This is a genomic window from uncultured Solobacterium sp., assembly GCF_963550625.1.
Classification (GTDB): Bacteria; Bacillota_I; Bacilli_A; order Erysipelotrichales; family Erysipelotrichaceae; genus Bulleidia.
In genome coordinates this window covers 133,614-150,825 of the sequence record NZ_CAUVCV010000001.1, presented here as the reverse complement: position 1 = coordinate 150,825, position 17,212 = coordinate 133,614, and the positions used below count along the sequence as shown (strand labels likewise).

General features: G+C 38.6%; 14 protein-coding genes. 1 reads left to right on the top strand and 13 read right to left on the bottom strand.

Going from position 1 to position 17,212, the window contains the following annotated elements:
* Positions 1 to 24: 24 nt before the first annotated feature.
* From RYK16_RS00780 to rpsL, 12 genes are all read right to left on the bottom strand, one after another.
* The gene (locus RYK16_RS00780; RefSeq protein ID WP_314850164.1) at positions 25 to 1,065 is read right to left on the bottom strand and encodes an alpha/beta hydrolase; all 1,041 of its coding nucleotides are present in this window, start codon (positions 1,063 to 1,065) and stop codon (positions 25 to 27) included.
* 52 nt (positions 1,066 to 1,117) lie between these two features.
* A complete protein-coding gene (locus tag RYK16_RS00775) occupies positions 1,118 to 1,972 on the bottom strand; it encodes a patatin family protein (RefSeq protein WP_314850163.1) in 855 nt (284 codons plus the stop codon).
* Between the two features lie 82 nt (positions 1,973 to 2,054).
* Positions 2,055 to 3,041, bottom strand: a complete 987-nt coding sequence (gene dusB, locus RYK16_RS00770) for a tRNA dihydrouridine synthase DusB (protein WP_314850162.1) — start codon at positions 3,039 to 3,041, stop codon at positions 2,055 to 2,057.
* Positions 3,034 to 3,912, bottom strand: a complete 879-nt coding sequence (hslO, locus tag RYK16_RS00765) for an Hsp33 family molecular chaperone HslO (protein ID WP_314850161.1) — start codon at positions 3,910 to 3,912, stop codon at positions 3,034 to 3,036. Before hslO ends, dusB begins: the two co-directional genes overlap by 8 nt.
* Positions 3,909 to 5,630, bottom strand: a complete 1,722-nt coding sequence (locus RYK16_RS00760; protein ID WP_314850312.1) for a sugar-binding domain-containing protein — start codon at positions 5,628 to 5,630, stop codon at positions 3,909 to 3,911. The genes hslO and RYK16_RS00760 overlap by 4 nt, the downstream gene beginning before the upstream one ends.
* 27 nt (positions 5,631 to 5,657) lie before the next feature.
* Positions 5,658 to 6,050, bottom strand: a complete 393-nt coding sequence (locus tag RYK16_RS00755; RefSeq protein ID WP_294206565.1) for a hypothetical protein — start codon at positions 6,048 to 6,050, stop codon at positions 5,658 to 5,660.
* Positions 6,051 to 6,169: 119 nt separating this feature from the next.
* The gene (locus RYK16_RS00750) at positions 6,170 to 7,219 is read right to left on the bottom strand and encodes a lipoprotein (RefSeq protein WP_314850160.1); all 1,050 of its coding nucleotides are present in this window, start codon (positions 7,217 to 7,219) and stop codon (positions 6,170 to 6,172) included.
* Positions 7,220 to 7,441: 222 nt separating this feature from the next.
* On the bottom strand, positions 7,442 to 8,902 hold the full coding sequence (locus RYK16_RS00745; RefSeq protein WP_314850159.1) for an SLC13 family permease: 1,461 nt from the start codon (positions 8,900 to 8,902) through the stop codon (positions 7,442 to 7,444).
* A 121-nt stretch (positions 8,903 to 9,023) separates the two neighbouring features.
* Positions 9,024 to 10,217 carry an elongation factor Tu gene (gene tuf / locus RYK16_RS00740; RefSeq protein ID WP_294020234.1) on the bottom strand — a complete coding sequence of 398 codons (1,194 nt, stop codon included), beginning with the start codon at positions 10,215 to 10,217 and terminating at the stop codon, positions 9,024 to 9,026.
* Between the two features lie 84 nt (positions 10,218 to 10,301).
* Positions 10,302 to 12,374 (bottom strand): elongation factor G, encoded by a 2,073-nt coding sequence (gene fusA / locus RYK16_RS00735; RefSeq protein ID WP_314850158.1) that lies wholly within the window; start codon positions 12,372 to 12,374, stop codon positions 10,302 to 10,304.
* Between the two features lie 18 nt (positions 12,375 to 12,392).
* Positions 12,393 to 12,863, bottom strand: coding sequence for a 30S ribosomal protein S7 (rpsG, locus tag RYK16_RS00730; protein ID WP_006526017.1), 471 nt, complete (start codon positions 12,861 to 12,863; stop codon positions 12,393 to 12,395).
* Between the two features lie 18 nt (positions 12,864 to 12,881).
* Positions 12,882 to 13,301: a 30S ribosomal protein S12 gene (rpsL, locus tag RYK16_RS00725; protein ID WP_028078655.1), complete on the bottom strand. Its 420-nt coding sequence runs from the start codon at positions 13,299 to 13,301 to the stop codon at positions 12,882 to 12,884.
* A gap of 301 nt (positions 13,302 to 13,602) precedes the next feature.
* Here rpsL and RYK16_RS00720 point away from each other — a divergent pair, with 301 nt between their 5' ends.
* Entirely contained in the window at positions 13,603 to 14,493 is an 891-nt protein-coding gene (locus tag RYK16_RS00720; protein WP_314850157.1) for a hypothetical protein, read from the top strand.
* Positions 14,494 to 14,577: 84 nt separating this feature from the next.
* Here the strand turns inward: RYK16_RS00720 and RYK16_RS00715 are convergent, their stop codons facing one another.
* Entirely contained in the window at positions 14,578 to 17,139 is a 2,562-nt protein-coding gene (locus RYK16_RS00715; RefSeq protein ID WP_314850156.1) for a Spy0128 family protein, read from the bottom strand.
* Positions 17,140 to 17,212: the final 73 nt, after the last annotated feature.

Genomic DNA, 17,212 nt, shown 5'->3' with positions numbered 1-17,212 from the left:
AGGATAAATATCCCGGGCTTTCTTTCAATATTTACTTTTTATATCCATGTATGCATGAAAATCACGGAATACATCTTCCTGAAATGATTCATCGTCTTGACTGATTTCATCTTGTCTTGCAAAGAAATTTTGTTGCGCATATTGAAATACTTTCTGCTCAAGACGTATGACTTCTTTGGAAACCTGTACATTTGGACATCTTGTATCAAACATATGGAAACAGCCTTCATACTCTTTCAACATAATTGTAACACCTGCTTTATACAGATGTTTCATATAGGTTACTGTTTCTTCATGGAATGGTCCTAGTGTTCCTACAACTGTAAATGTTGGTGGAAGATTTCGAAAATCCTTTAATCGTGCTGGTGCACAATACACAGGTACATCTTGTAGATTACGTTTATATAACTGCCAGTGGAAATACTTTTGTGAAGTAGTCCACGCTAATGTCTCTTGTTTATTTTGACTGGATGGACGATCATCAATCATTGGATATAGAGGCATCTGGAATGCAATCTTTACTTCATTCATATCACGTGCATATGCAGATAACGCAGCCACTAGACCACCACCTGCACTTTCACCACCTACAAATAGTTGATGGGGATTAACATGTAACTTGCATGCATGTTTCTTCATCCACTTAAGTGTTAAGTATGCATCTTCTAAAGCAGCAGGATATGGTGCTTCATAACTCTTGCGATAATCCGGTAACACCATGACTACGTTTCCGCTTATTAGGAAACGCTCCGCATATGGATAACACTCTTCCGGTAATGTTGTTCCATATCCACCACCATGAAGCCATAAAAGCCCCGTGCATTCTTCTCCACTTAAATGATTTGGATAAACAATACAGATACGCAAAGAAGATCCATCATTTCTTAGGATCTCTTTTTCTTTCATATGGGTATTTTTACCAAACCACTTCCCATAAAACTTACGTTTTAAAGTTCTATCACGTTCCCTAATTGCAGTAATAGAATTGAGTGACACTTGGTTATTCAACACCGTGCTTGCATATTTGCGTAAATCACGATGTATCATATCTGTTGTTATTTTCATCATTCCCCCGATAGCGTATTTATTTTATCATAAATCACTATCCCAAATGATGTCATTCTCCTTGTCTTAAAAACATCTTTAATTCTTCAAGTCTCTTCATTGCTGTTTTACGACCTTCCTCGTAAACTGCACGAATACGCTTACGGTCATGTTCGATTCTTCCGATATCTAGCTTAGCTTCTGGTTGAATGACAAACACGTTATTCTTTGCAACCTCATCTTTGATATACGCAATCGTTTCATTATATTTTTCATGACGTAACTCTAAATCACGAACCATATTTGGATATTTATGATACTTCGCACGAATTGCCTTCATCATACTCTGCGGTTTTTTTACGTAGTTTTCTGGTTGTGTTAACACCACAACATTCTTTTCATAACCCATCTCTTGAAACTTCTTAATTGGAATGGAATCAGAAATACCACCATCAAGATAAACATGCCCATTGATATGTACTGGACTTGCAAATATTGGCATTGACGCAGATGCACGTACAAAGTCTAATGATTCATCATTAATATCTTTTGCATCGTAATAATAAGGCTCCCCACTTTCAATATCAGTTGCGACCAAGTAGAACTTCATTGGATTTCGAGAGTATGTTACAGCATCCATTGGATCTAACTTTTCAGGCAATATATGATAGCAGAATTCCGCATTAAAAAAGTCTCCAGTTTTAATCCAGGATTGAACACTTGCGTATCTTGGATCTTTTGCATATTTCATGTTATATCGGAATGCACGACCAATTTGTTTACTCTTGATATTTACACCAAAGCATGCACCAGCAGATACTCCAATTGCACCATCAAACGTAATATTATTCTCCATCAAGACATCGAGAACGCCTGTCGTGAAAATACCACGCATCGCTCCACCTTCAAGCACTAGTCCTTTTTTCATACTTCATCACCTCAATGCGATTAGTTTAGCATATTTTATTTAAAATATTGTTTAAAATAATATTCACAAAAAAACTTTATGGTTATTGTTTCTCCATAAAGTTCTTTATTAATTCACGATATTCTTCAATGATTTCTTTCATCTCACGAAGTGAAGAGATAGAAGATAAACGATTCTTATACTCTGATGCATGTGGTAATCCAGCAATATACCAACCTGCCATACCACGCATCATACTAATACCATTTCTTTCACCCTCATATTCGCAAAGCTTCTCAGCATAATGATATGCAAGATCTAACTTCTCATTATAATCAGGTTCTACATAAGTACCACCATTTAGATATGCATCTACTTCCTGCAAGAAGAATGGTCTTCCTAAAAGTCCTCGACCAATCATGATTGCATCACAACCTGTTTCTTCTATCATACGTTTAGCATCTTCCGGTGTACGAATATCACCGTTACCAATGACAGGGATATTCACCGCATCCTTTACTGCTTTGATATATGCATTGTTAGAGTGTCCTGTGTACTGTTGTCCTCGTGTACGACCATGTACTGCTACAGCACTAACACCAGCCTTCTCTGCAAGCTTTGCGATTTCAACACAGTTAATATGGTCACTATCCCAGCCTGCACGCATCTTCACTGTCACAGGACGATCTGTATGTGTTACTACTGCACGCATGACCTCATATGCTAGCTCTGGTGTCTGCATCAAATAACTGCCAGAATGTGCCTTTACAACCTTCTGTACAGGACAGCCCATATTGATATCAATCATATCGCAATTTGTATTCTTAGTTAGATATTCTGCAGCCTCAGCCATTGTCACAGGGTCACTTCCAAATAACTGTAAAGCTACTGGATGTTCACCCTCACTGATACGGCACATATCCTGTGTCTTTGCATTTTGATAGTGCAATGCTTTATCACTGATCATCTCACTTACAACAAGCCCTGCACCATAATCATGCATGATTTCACGATAGACAGGATTAGAGATTCCAGCTAAAGGTGCTGCGACAATTTGATTCCGTAATTCTATATTTCCAATCTTAACCACGCTGCTTTAACTCCAATACTTCTTTTAATTCTTCTGGTGTAAATTGATACTCTTTATTACAGTATTGGCAATGAATATCTGCACCCTTACCGTCATCAATCATTTCTTGTAAGTCATGGTCAGAAAGTGTTGCGAGCGCTTCCTTATAGTGTTCATGTGAACAACCACAATACCAACGAACATCCTTATGCTCTAAGATATTCGCATCTTTGAAGTACATATAAATGATGTCTTCAATCGACACTCCCTCACTGATTAATGTAGATACAGGTCTCATCTTTACGGCAACCGCTTCACATGCACTGATGACTTCCTCTGTTGCATTTGGTAGTAACTGTAAAATAAATCCACCTGCAGCCAAAATACTACCATCAGGATTTACCAACACACCTACATTTACAACAGAAGGTGTCTGTTCAGAGATTGCATAGTAATACGCAAAATCATCACCAACTTCACCCGTCTGAATATTTACCATACCAGAGAAAGGATCTTTCAGACCCATATCACGGGTTACTGTTAATGTACCATTTGTACCAATGGCTTTACCAACATCCAAATGTCCATCCTCACGTACAAGATAGATTGCAGGATCTCCAATAAAGCCCTTCACATTTCCACTACCATCCGCTTGCGCAAGAACAGTACCAGCTGGACCATGTCCATTGAAAATACACGTTACTTTTTCATAGGAGTTCTTTAAATCACTACCCATGATGGCTGTAACCGTTAATGTTCTACCTAAAGCTGCTGCAGAAGTAGCCATACAATGATGTAGTTTTCTAGCTTCTTCCACGATATCTGTTGTATCTACTGCGTGGATTCTAACACTACCGCCCAACGCATCTGCGATTACAATTTGATTTCTCATTTCTTTAACCTCCTCATGCATCGTTGGTTAAGATTTCGAATTCTCTTCTCATCTAACTTCACGATTTCACGGTCCGCCGTCATAATACCATTACACTCATCTTCCACATCCGTTAACTGCGTAAATACACAAGCAGTTAATCCCTTGGGAATATTACGAATGATACTATCTTCATACAACTTTCGAATCGCCGTGTTTAAGTTTAACTTATCTGTGAATTTTTTGTAACCATAAAGCTTTTGGGCGAGACTATGTCCTGGAATTAAATAGGAATAACCACCAAACTCAGATAAGATTGACATTCTCTTTTCATGATTCTGTGGATTTGTATAGGTATGGAAATACACATGACGACTGTAGAAATCTCCAGCACCTTGATCATGCCAACCACTAGCACTATCCACAAAACGTGTTAAGTCCATTAACTGAATATGCTTGGTTACCTTAGCACTATCAAACTGTCCCCAGCCTTCATTGAAAGGTACCCATGCAAAGATAGACACAACATTATACAAGTTATGAATCATCGCATTTAATTCATCATAGTATGCTTTCTTACCCCATTCATCACCTCTACCAAGGTGTTTTTGTTTCTGGTCATTCATACGTGTGATATTTAAATGCGGCAAGTATAAAGTAGTTAATTTGCTTGGCTGACCACCATTAGGCATATCTTGCATGACAAGCATCCCTAAACGATCGGCATGATAATACCAACGACGAGATTCCACTTTGACATGCTTGCGTATCATATTAAACCCTAACTCTTTTACCTTCTGAATATCATAAATCATCATCTCATCATCAGGATACGTTAAATTTCCCTCTGGTGTATAGCCTTGATCTAATACACCACTTAAGAATACTGGTTCATGATTTAAACAGAAACGAGGATAGCCTTGCTCATCCTTTTCGCAGGTGAAACAGCGCATACCAAAATAACTCTTAACGATGTCATCCTCAGTTTCTATATATAAGTCATACAAGAAAGGATCTTCCAATGTCCATGGATGCATGTCTTCAATATAGATTTCATTACGCATCTCAGCAGTCATCTCATGATAAATCATCTTCCCTGCTGCACTGATGGTAATTGTTGCATGATTAAAATCACCTTCCATCTCCAGATAAACAGTTTGTCTATCATAGTTCGGTGTAATCTTTAATGCATGTACCCCATGTAGAGGAATGTCTTCTAGCCAAACAGTCTGCCAGATACCTGACATTGGTGTATACCACATACCACCATGTTGAATTTTCTGCTTTCCATATGCATACTCACCTGTATCACTTGGGTCCGTACACTTCACGAGTAATGCATTCTGATATTTGATATAACTAGATACATCTAAACTAAACGGCTCATATCCACCTACGTGTCTACCAACTTCGATACCATTTAAGTAGACAATACATTGTTGATCAACTGCTTCAAAGTTTAAATGTGTATGATATTCTCCTGGTTTATAAGAGAATTGTTTTTTATACCACAGTACTTTCCCAGGTAATAAAATCTCATCACTACCTGAAAGCTGTGAGCCCAAAGGAAAAGGAACATTGATTGGCTTCCAGAGATTTGCTTGCGGAACTTGATCAGTATCTGTAATCTGATATTCCCAACGACCATTTAAGTTCGTATAACTACCACGCTGCAACTGCATACGAGGATATTCCTGTAGAGGGCTCTTTAAGTTCACATTCTTGCCCCAACGACTCATTACTTTCACGCCAACCTTCCTTTCTAGTTATTGTTTCTTTAATCGATAGCCAATACACGCTGTAATTACAGCCGCCAAGCCATGTACCTTTAGAATATATACCAAGATAATTTGGAACATCTTCATTGGCTCTGTATACTGTGCAACACTATTTGCGACTGTCCATCCATAGATTAAAGACAGTACAAATGAAACTCCAATCATCCCTAAGGATATCACTGTTGTTGGAATCTCATAGTTTCTTAAAATAGACCATAGCTGTGGTAATGTCACTAGCAGAACTAAACCTATGATTCCATTGACAGATAATATTTTAAAGTTACATAGAATCATCACAAATGAGGTTACTACCATCATCACGATACCAGATACAAGTGTAATTAATACTTTTAAAATAATACTTTTACGTAGTTCTTCCATATTTTCTCCTGCCACTCATTATAGCATAGTCGCCACTATCCCTCACTTTTCATCAATACATAGAAAAAAGAATATCCCCAGTCTTCCAAGGATATTCTTATAGTTCTAAAATAATTGAATTAGTTAAGCTTAGAAGCAGCAGCGATAGCTGTTACAGTAACCTTCTGTAGAGAATCAACACCCATTGTGCATCCTGTCATAAGGTCCTTATCAGCTGTTACAGTCTTACCAGCTTCGTTAGTAGTAACTTCCATACCACTGATTTCTTTGCTAGTCTTACCAACTGTCCACTCATCGAAAGCCTGATTCTGTTCGAACCATTCCTTACCAATCGCAGAAGCCTTCTTCATGCCGTATTCATCCTTCTTTTCGCCCTTTGTAGGTACAGCCATTGCTTCACCATCTAAAGCACCAGCTGTTGTGAACTTCACTGCATTCTGTGCTATGTCAGTCTGTGTGAATACAACCTTACCATCCTTGTCTAAAGCAACTACACCATATGTAGAGTTAGCCTTAGCTTCACCACTCTTTTCAGCAGTAGCGTCCTTACCAGAAACCTCAGTCAAGATTGCGGAGCCTACAGAAGCTACATCCTTTACTTCAACAGCATTCTTAACAGCCTTATCTAAAGCCTGTTGGAAACCAGTAACACCGATTGTGCATCCTGTCATAAGATCCTTATCAGCAGGAACTGTGTGCTTTTCATCCTTTTGTGTTGTAGGCATATTTAATACTTCTTCAACTGTCTTACCAACAGCCCACTTCTCTAAAGCCTCAACCTGTTCGAACCACTCCTTCTTGATTGAAGATTTGTCCTTCATTCCATAGTTATCTCCTAAATCCTTCTTGGACATAGAAGTTGTGTTATCAGAAGTAACGTGACCAGTTGCATCATAAGTAACCTTATCCTGAGCTACATCATAGTATACATACTTGATTATATTACCTTCTAATACAACTGACGCAAATGTTGTATCAAACTGTGCTGTTGTATCAGCACCTTCCTTCACTTTGTTTGCGACATTAGTAACAGAACCTGTGCCAACCATTACAGTAGCAGCTGTTTCTTCCTTTGTAGAAGTTGTATTTGTGGAAGACTTCTTGGATCCTCCAGCTGTGCAACCTGCCAGCATTGCAACAGCGCATAAAGTTGTTAGAATCTTTTTCATTTTTCTAAATTTCCCTCCATCTAACTTGAGTCTGCTTATTGATAATAACTATCAATATCAAGTTAGTCAATACGAAAATGATAATTTTTTCACAAAAACACAAAATTGTATAGTATCTTTATCTATTTAACCAATTTCATTAGAAAACCGGTAGACTCTTCTGCCGGCATGCATGTGAAATATCATCGTTTATCACAAGTAAATTCAGTTGTTTTAATCGATTTATAGTAACGCTGTCGCAATAGGATAACCAATCAGCGTAGAGATTACTACAGCTATAAACATAATAATGAATCCATATACCATCATCTGCTTCGTATTTGTCCAACCACTCGACACCGCTATCGCTACACAAGGCATCGCTGGAGGTGTCGCAAAAGCAAATGCAGATATCATTCCAATGTTTACAATCAGTGCTGCTACGTTCACTGTTGTCATATTTGCAGTTACCGCTAAAGCAGCGGCAGACACAACTGTAGCAGTTACCATATTGCTAGATAAATTTGTTTGAATTGCAGCCCAAAGGATAAAAATGAATACCATAATCATCACTGGTAAGTGAGATGTAATCGGAGATAATCCTGCGGATATCCATGCAGTTACACCAATATCACTATTGGTAATCGCTGCACCAAGCACAGTTGTACCAGCACACATAATAAGTGATGGCCAAGATACACCCTTGCTCATTGCTTCACCTATATTTAATAAAGGCTTTCCTTCATCTGTCAAAACAGATAATAGAACGATGCCAACTAATGGTGGAAATGCTGTTCCAAGCTTATCTAAATACTTTAAACCAATATAGATAGGACCTTCCTTAATAATATGCATGCATAGATTTGGTAATACCCACATACATACAACAAGAATAAATACCGCAAGCACAAGATTTTCAGCTCGTGTTGGTTTCTGTTGATCTACGTTAATCTTCTTTTTCTCATAATTTGCAAACGATGAAGTATCTGGATTAATCACAAATCGGAATACTAGTAGTGTCACTAGTGCAGTTAAAATACCTACGGGAATTGCTGCTAGCATATAACTACCATAATGAATCACACTGCCATACAGTTCAGTATATGCATTCATCGCAATTACAGGGAATACATGTGCAATTGGTGTCATCCCTGATGAGATACCGCACATAATCACAGTTCCCATCATTAAGATAGACGCAAGCTTATCACCCTTCTTCAGTTCTAGTAAAACGTAAATCTCTTCTAAAATTGGAAGATAAACAAAGAATAGTACCGTAGGTGAAATAAAACTACCCACTACAAGAATACTTGCAAAGTACAATGTGATAAACATCCACGGCCCCTTCATCGCTAGCTTAGAATGAATAAACAATAATGCAATTCTCTTGATATAGGATGTCTTTGACAGTGCGTATGTTACCACGAAGGTAAACATCAAGAATACAAAGATTGTTCCACCATAAGCACCAGCTAAGATTGTACCAATCTTTAATTCTGGCACAAATGCAAGTGCACCAATCAGAAGAATAGAAGGCCAATCTATCGCAATCGTTAGCCATAATAATAAAGTTCCTGCAAAGATTCCCAATACCTGCATACCAGATGCGGATAAACCAGGTAATGCAGGCACAAAACGCATACCAAACATCAATAACATAGAAATGATAATGATTATGTTTCTTTTGTTATGACTCTTATTCATAGAGTTAAATTCTCCCCTGTAATTTATTACACCAAATAGTATAACGCAAAATATGAATTTTGATGTATTGAATAGCACAGAAAAAAGGTACTCATATGAGTACCTTTTACAAGTAATTAAATTACTTAACGATTTCTGTGATAGAACCAGAACCTACTGTACGTCCACCTTCACGGATAGAGAACTTAGTTCCTTGTTCTACAGCGATAGGAGCTAATAGAGTTACATCCATAACTACGTTATCGCCAGGCATGCATAATTCTGTGCCTTCTGGTAACTGGATAACACCAGTAACGTCTGTTGTACGGAAGTAGAACTGTGGACGGTAGTTAGATACGAATGGTGTATGACGTCCGCCTTCTTCCTTAGTTAATACGTAAACCTGAGCCTTGAACTGTGTGTGTGGAGTAACTGAACCTGGCTTAGCTAATACCTGTCCACGTTCGATTTCTTCACGGTTAACACCACGGAGCAATGCACCGATGTTGTCACCAGCCTGAGCGAAGTCAAGAGTCTTACGGAACATTTCAATTCCTGTAACAACTGTCTTACGAGTAGGCTTGATACCAACTACTTCTACTTCATCGTTTAAGTTTAACTTACCACGTTCAACACGTCCAGTAGCTACTGTACCACGACCTGTGATTGTGAATACGTCTTCAACTGCCATTAAGAATGGCTTGTCAAATTCATGAACTGGAGCTGGGATATAAGCATCTACAGCATCTAATAGTTCCTTGATTGCTGGTTCCCACTTTGGATCGCCTTCCAAAGCCTTTAATGCAGAACCACGGATTACTGGAGCGTTGTCTCCATCAAATCCATACTCAGTAAGAAGTTCACGAACTTCCATCTCTACTAAGTCGATTAATTCAGGGTCGTCAACCATGTCGCACTTGTTTAAGAATACAACAATCTTAGGTACGCCTACCTGACGAGATAATAAGATGTGTTCACGTGTCTGTGGCATTGGTCCATCAGTAGCAGCTACTACTAAGATAGCACCATCCATCTGAGCAGCACCAGTGATCATGTTCTTAACATAGTCAGCGTGGCCTGGGCAGTCTACGTGAGCGTAGTGACGTGTATTTGTTTGGTATTCAACGTGTGCTGTGTTGATTGTAATACCACGCTCCTTCTCTTCTGGAGCTCCGTCAATCTGATCGTAAGCTTCGAATTTAGCCTTACCATCTTCTGGGTGTGTTGATAAATACTTTGTGATTGCCGCTGTTAATGTTGTCTTACCGTGGTCAACGTGACCGATAGTACCAATGTTAACGTGTTCGAGCGACCGGTCGAAATGTTCCTTAGCCATAATATTTTTTCCTCCTGGTTTTTTTCTACCTTTATAAGCTGTTTCCATTTTATTAGAAACAGTACTTATTTACAATCATTTTTACTACTTAGTTGCGTTTTTCTCAATAATTTCCTTAGCAATATTCTTAGGTACTTCTTCGTAGTGGTCCATTTGCATAGAATAGATACCACGACCCTGTGTAAATGAACGTAAGTCTGTTACGTATCCAAACATTTCTGCTAATGGTACGAATGCACGTACCTTAATTGCATTACCTGTTTCTTCCTGTTCACGAATTTGTCCACGACGCTTTGTGATATCACCCATTACAGAGCCTAAGTAATCAGCTGGTGCTGTTACGTCAACTGCCATGATAGGTTCAAGAATTGCAGGATCGCACTTCTTAGCTGCTTCTCTTAACGCAAGAGATGCCGCAATCTTATAAGCCTGTTCAGATGAGTCGACATCATGGTAACTACCGTCGAATAAGACAGCCTTGATGTCTACGATTGGATAACCAGCAACTAAACCATTGTTTAAGGATTCTTCCAAACCTTGTTGTGTAGGCTTGATAAATTCCTTAGGTACTGAACCGCCGACTGTTTCATCAACGAATTCAAATCCCTTACCTGGGTTAGGACTAAATCTAATCCAAACGTCACCATACTGACCGTGACCACCAGACTGACGTACGAATTTACCTTGTACTTCAGCTTCCTTACGGATTGTTTCACGGTAAGCTACCTGTGGTGCACCTGATGTAGCTTCAACCTTAAATTCACGTCTCATACGGTCCATGATGATATCTAACTGCAATTCACCTACACCGGCGATAATTGTTTGTCCAGTTTCTTCATCTGTATAAGTTCTGAATGTTGGGTCTTCTTCAGCAAGCTTAGCTAATGCTTCATCCATCTTCTGTGAGTCACCCTTTGTCTTAGGTTCTACAGACATCTGGATAACTGGTTCTGGGAATACCATGGATTCAAGAATGATTGGATGTTCTTCATCACATAATGTATCACCTGTAGTTGTGTTCTTAAGACCAACTGCACCAGCGATGTCACCAGCATAAACTTCTTCAATATCCGCACGGTGGTTTGCATGCATGCGAACCAAACGTCCGAAACGTTCACGCTTTTCCTTAGAAGCATTTAATACATAACTACCAGCCTTCGCGATACCAGAGTATACACGGAAGTATGTTAGACGACCTACGAATGGGTCTGTAGCTACCTTAAATGCTAAGGCACTAAATGGTTCATCATCAGAAGGATGACGTTCACTTGGTGTGCCATCTTCTAATGTACCCTTAATTGCTTCAATATCTGTAGGTGCAGGTAGGTAGTCTACAACTGCATCTAGTAATAGCTGAACGCCCTTGTTCTTATATGCGGAACCACACATAACAGGGAAGAATTCAGAAGTCATAACACCCTTACGGATAGCAGCCTTCACTTCTTCAACGGATGGTTCTTCACCATCAAGAACCTTCATCATCAATTCATCGTCATAGTCTGCAACTGCTTCTAGCATTGTTAAATGCATTTCTTCAGCCTTAGCCTTGAATTGTTCATCAATTTCAGTAACTTGAATATCTGTACCGTTATCGTTAGTGTACATGTGCTGCTTCATTGTTACTAAGTCGATGATTCCACGGAATGATGATTCAGCACCGATAGGCATCTGAATAGCAGCTGCCTTAGCACCTAAACGATTTCCAATAGAAGCAACACTCATATCAAAGTCAGCACCAGTCGCATCCATCTTGTTTGAGAATACGATACGTGGTACACGGTATTCTGTAGCCTGGCGCCAAACTGTTTCAGTCTGTGGTTCTACACCAGCCTTAGAGTCTAATACTGTAACTGCTCCATCCAATACACGTAAGGAACGTTCAACTTCAGCTGTGAAGTCTACGTGACCTGGTGTATCGATAATGTTGATCTGACAATCTTGCCAGTGGCAAGTTGTAGCAGCGGAAGTGATTGTAATACCACGTTCCTGTTCCTGAGCCATCCAGTCCATCTGAGACGCACCTTCGTGTGTTTCACCAATCTTATGAATCTTACCTGTGTAGAAAAGGATACGTTCAGTTGTTGTAGTTTTACCAGCATCGATGTGAGCCATGATACCGATATTACGAATCTTATTAAGCGGGAATTCTCTAGCCATTGATTGCTCCTTCCCCGATTAGAAACGGTAGTGAGCGAATGCTTTGTTCGCTTCTGCCATCTTATGTGTATCTTCTTTCTTCTTTACAGATGCACCTGTTCCATTTGCAGCATCCATAATTTCATTGGCAAGACGCATTTCCATTGTGTTTTCATGGCGAAGTCTTGCGTAGTTAACGATCCAACGTAAAGATAATGTCAACTTACGTTCAGCAGATACTTCTACTGGTACCTGTAAGTTTGCACCACCTACACGACGAACCTTCAATTCTAATTGAGGCATTACATTGCCGAGAGCCTTCTCGAATACTTCCATTGGGTTCTCGCCTGTCTTCTTCTCAATCTGAGCGAATGCATCGTATAAAATTGTTTGAGCTGTACCACGCTTACCATCAATCATAATTTTGTTGATCAACTTAGTGATTAACTTTGAATTATAAATTGGATCAGGAAGTACATCACGCTTTGCTATATAACCTTTTCTTGGCATGTTCTATTCTCCCTTCTCTTATTTAGCAGCCTTTGGCTTCTTTGCACCGTATAATGAACGGCTTTGATTACGGTTTGCTACACCGGCACAGTCTAATGTACCGCGGATGATGTGGTAACGTACACCAGGTAAGTCCTTAACACGTCCGCCACGGATCATAACAACGCTATGCTCCTGTAGGTTATGTCCAATTCCTGGAATGTATGCTGTTACTTCTAATCCATTGGATAGACGAACACGGGCATACTTACGTAAAGCTGAGTTAGGCTTCTTAGGTGTCATTGTACCAACACGAGTACATACACCTCTCTTCTGTGGACTGCTGAGTTTTGTTACACGCTTCTTAAGTGAGTTTACGCCTCTGTTTAATGCAGGGGACTTTGACTTGTAAACTTTATCAGTACGACCTTTGCGTACCAACTGGTTTATTGTAGGCATTTCAGTTTCTCCTTTCATTTTATGCACACATTTCCAAGTGTGCCAAACCTTAGTCTAAATATAAGCCTTACTTTCGTAAAGCCAGTTTTTTCGCTAAGCGTAATAATGATACCTTTTAACATCCATAAAGTCAATATATTTTAGATGATGTTTTGCATTATTTTTCATAGCTTTTCTCTCCGTATAATTCCTACACAAAAAGTTCATTCTTATAGCATGGAATATCATTGCTATATGTATTATAGTAATAGAAAGTCCAACTAGTATTTTTTATATTGTCTTTTTATTAAAGGAGGTCCCAATGGCTAACAAAGTATGTGATTTCTGCCTAAGTGAAGGAAAAGGTCTTTTTAACCAACCTAAGAAAATAGAAGATGGTCATTATATCTGTAAAGACTGTCGTTCCATATTAACTTCTTACAATCTCCCTCTCAAACATGATATCTTCCAGATACTCGTAACAGCACAAGAGAATATGCGTGACATGATTATGGATTCTTACATCAAGAATCACGATATTAATGAGGTGATGGCAAAGTTCTTCCCTGTTGATGATATGCCACTACACCCTGGAGAACATTGCATCTCTAAAGTTAAGGCATTCCAAACAGTTTCTAAGGATTCTATTCCTTATACACGTGCTGTTGATAAAATTGCAGAGATTTCAAAGCCTTCCATTCACAATATCATCGACTCTACAACACGCTCCAACTCTCATAAAGTCGAAGGCATTCTTTACGAGACGGATGTAGCGTTCTACTTCTTATCTCCAAACTATGTTAACTGTCATCGTTTGGGATATGCATTACGCAATCGGAGCGATACAGATCGTATTAATATTGTTACCCCAACTGCACGCTATACATATATGCTAGAAAATTCCGATTTAATTTTCATGCGTGAACGTTTTTACCAGAAATTAAACGCAGCTAGAAACAATAAGGATACTCACTTAATCTATATGTCAGATGATAATCTAATTCGTATTACACCTGGTGTATACGATATCCCAAAGAGCTTGCGTCCTGGCAAATATGTTGTTACTGCGATTCGCAATGCAGGTCTTCACATGAAAGATTCACTAGGTAGAGTGAAAGACTACTACGAAAACGAAGAAGTAATTGACCTCAGCGATGGTGGAGTACTAGAGTGTACTGGTGAATACGAATTAAAATGGATTAGTCATAAATAAAGGATGTACTTGAAGTACATCCTTTTCTTGTTACCAATTTAGTTCATACATGCATATAACATGCATGTATGAATATAAATTTTATTAACGTAATTGTTTCTTGTAACCTGCAGCCACTAACATTAATGCCACAGAAACTGCTAGCATGCCAAACATGAGCATCATATTTGTTGTGCTATCACCTGTCTTAGGACTTGCAGGTGTTACTGGAGCAACTGGTACTACAGGAGTTTCATACTTGTTTGTAAATTCAAGATCAGTAACTACTTCTGTACCCTTCTTGATTTCATAAGTAGAAACCAATTTATTATCTGCATCTGTTGTTACATCAACAGTAACTGTATATTCTGTTTGATCGTATGTATAGTTTGCCAAATTTGTATTTACTTCTACAACCTTATAAACATACTTACCTACAGCTTCATACTTAATCTTGCCAAATTCAACTTCACCAGCTCCATTTACAGACACTTCCTTCTTATCTGCATTAGACCCAGCAGGCATTGGCACTTCAGCTACATTTGCTGTTGTACTTACTGCTGTTAATTCAAACTTGAATTCACCAGCATTTGTTGGTGTATCACCTGTGAGAGTCTTCTTCACTTTGAAGTTTGCATATGTATAGTTAAATACATTCTTAAAGCTTGGTTCACTATCAACTTCAGCCTTTAATTCGCCATTTGCCTTTGTAACTGTAATTGTTACTGTCTTTTCAGAAGTATCGTAAGTTACACCTTCAAGTGGATTTGTTACATCTTCCTTCACGCTGAACTTGAATGTTCCAGGTTTTGTGAACTTAATTTCTTCAAATTCGAAGAATCCTTTTCCACTTGGAGAAACCTGAATATCAGTTGTTAATGAAGTTGGCATTGTTACACCATCATAGTTTTCACCAGGTAACTGTGCTAGAACTGTCTTAAATGTATTTTCAGGAATTGAAATTTCATTTTCATCTTGATCTACATATTCCTTAGAACCTGTAATCTTCTTAGATACAGATAGATAGTTAGGAACAATAGTTGCAAAACCAGGTTGTGTTGCACTTGTAATGCTAAACTCACCTGTTGTAGCTCCTAATGTACCTGCAGTACCGTAAGCAGTATTAGGCTTAAATTCTTTGTTGTTAAATGTGTAATCACCTTGGCTGCTTACTTGTACTAAACGATAATCTCCAATTGATAAACCAGAGAATGTAGCGATACCACTTGCATTTGTTGTAGCGCTAGCCTTACGTCCTCTAATGAAGTAATCAACCCATGTATTGTTAATCTTTCTTTGAATCTTGAATTCAGCATTCGGAATCAATGTTGTGTTATCATTTCCATCAACAAGCTTCACAATAACTGTACCAGCTGCTACAGATGCTGTACCATTTGCCTTATCAATTGTATAAGATACAGAAGCTGTATCTGATCCTTGATCAGACTTCACTTCACCTGTATTTGTAACATTCTCTAGACCTGTGATACTTGGATAATGTGTATCAAACTCAGCAAAGAATGTAACAACATTACCGTTTGATGGACCATTTACACCATAGATATCTTTAATCTTAGCGATACCTGCTAAGTTTGGTTCTAAATCTGTATACTTCAATGAATCGTTAGACATATTTGCGATGAATGTATCGCCACCAGTTGCTGGATCTCTGAAGATACCGTAGCTTAACTTCTGTGCCTTAACTTTTGCATAGAAAGAATCATATGTATCTGAACCAGACTGATAAATCTGTGTAAAATACTGTTTTACAGGAATCCAGTTACTTCCAGATTCAATTGGCATTACTGTACCTGGAGTTGCTTGAGCATAGTGCGCATTTCCAGCAGTAGGAACTTCCATCCAGTTATAACGCACTGCAGTGAATTTTACTGTACTTTCATCAATAACACCATCATGAGGAATCTTATCCACAACCATTAAGTTTGTTTGTTCTGTATATGTACCAAATGAACTATCAATCGTGTTATAAGTGTTGAATAAGCGTAATGAGCTAATTTGGTTTGAAATTAACTTAATATAGGCTGTATCATAGCCAGAAGTCCAACCCTGCTTTTCAAGCATACGATTGTTAATAGTTCTAGCACTTGGATCTGGAGTACCTCCGCCAGTACCTGTACTTGGTGCTGGATTTGGAACATTAAATGTTACGTTTGTGTTGCTATCTTCAATTGTTAATTGCTTTGTTACTGGAGCACCTACTGCTGCTCCATTCTGTAAAGCCTTTAAACGACCACCAGTATATACACTTCCTGAGAAGAAGTTTTTATCTGTTGGGAATTCTGAAATAACAGTTAATTTAATTTCTGTTTCAGTGATTGTTGCTGTCGCAATCTGCTCTCCATTTGGCGAAAGCAATGGTAAATCTGTAATTGGAAGATTACCAAACATTGAGCCAATGTTTGTAGACAGTGTTACTGTATCTCCCACCTTCATTGCATTCTGTGCCAAAGTATAGACACTAAAGTCAAACTTTAGAGATGCAAGTGCACCAACATTCACCGGATTAGGTGAAACTGCTACATTTGAGATTGTAATGTTATAGCCGTCCTTTTGTGTGTCAGCATGAACATTATAATTTGTTGAGAATAACCCTAACATGAATGTTAGAGCTACTAGTAATGCAAAAAATCTTTTGATAATTTTCATTCGCTTCCTCCCAGTTTGCACAAATTCGGTTAACCACAATAAAAAGTCCGATACTTTGGCATCCTGTCCATAA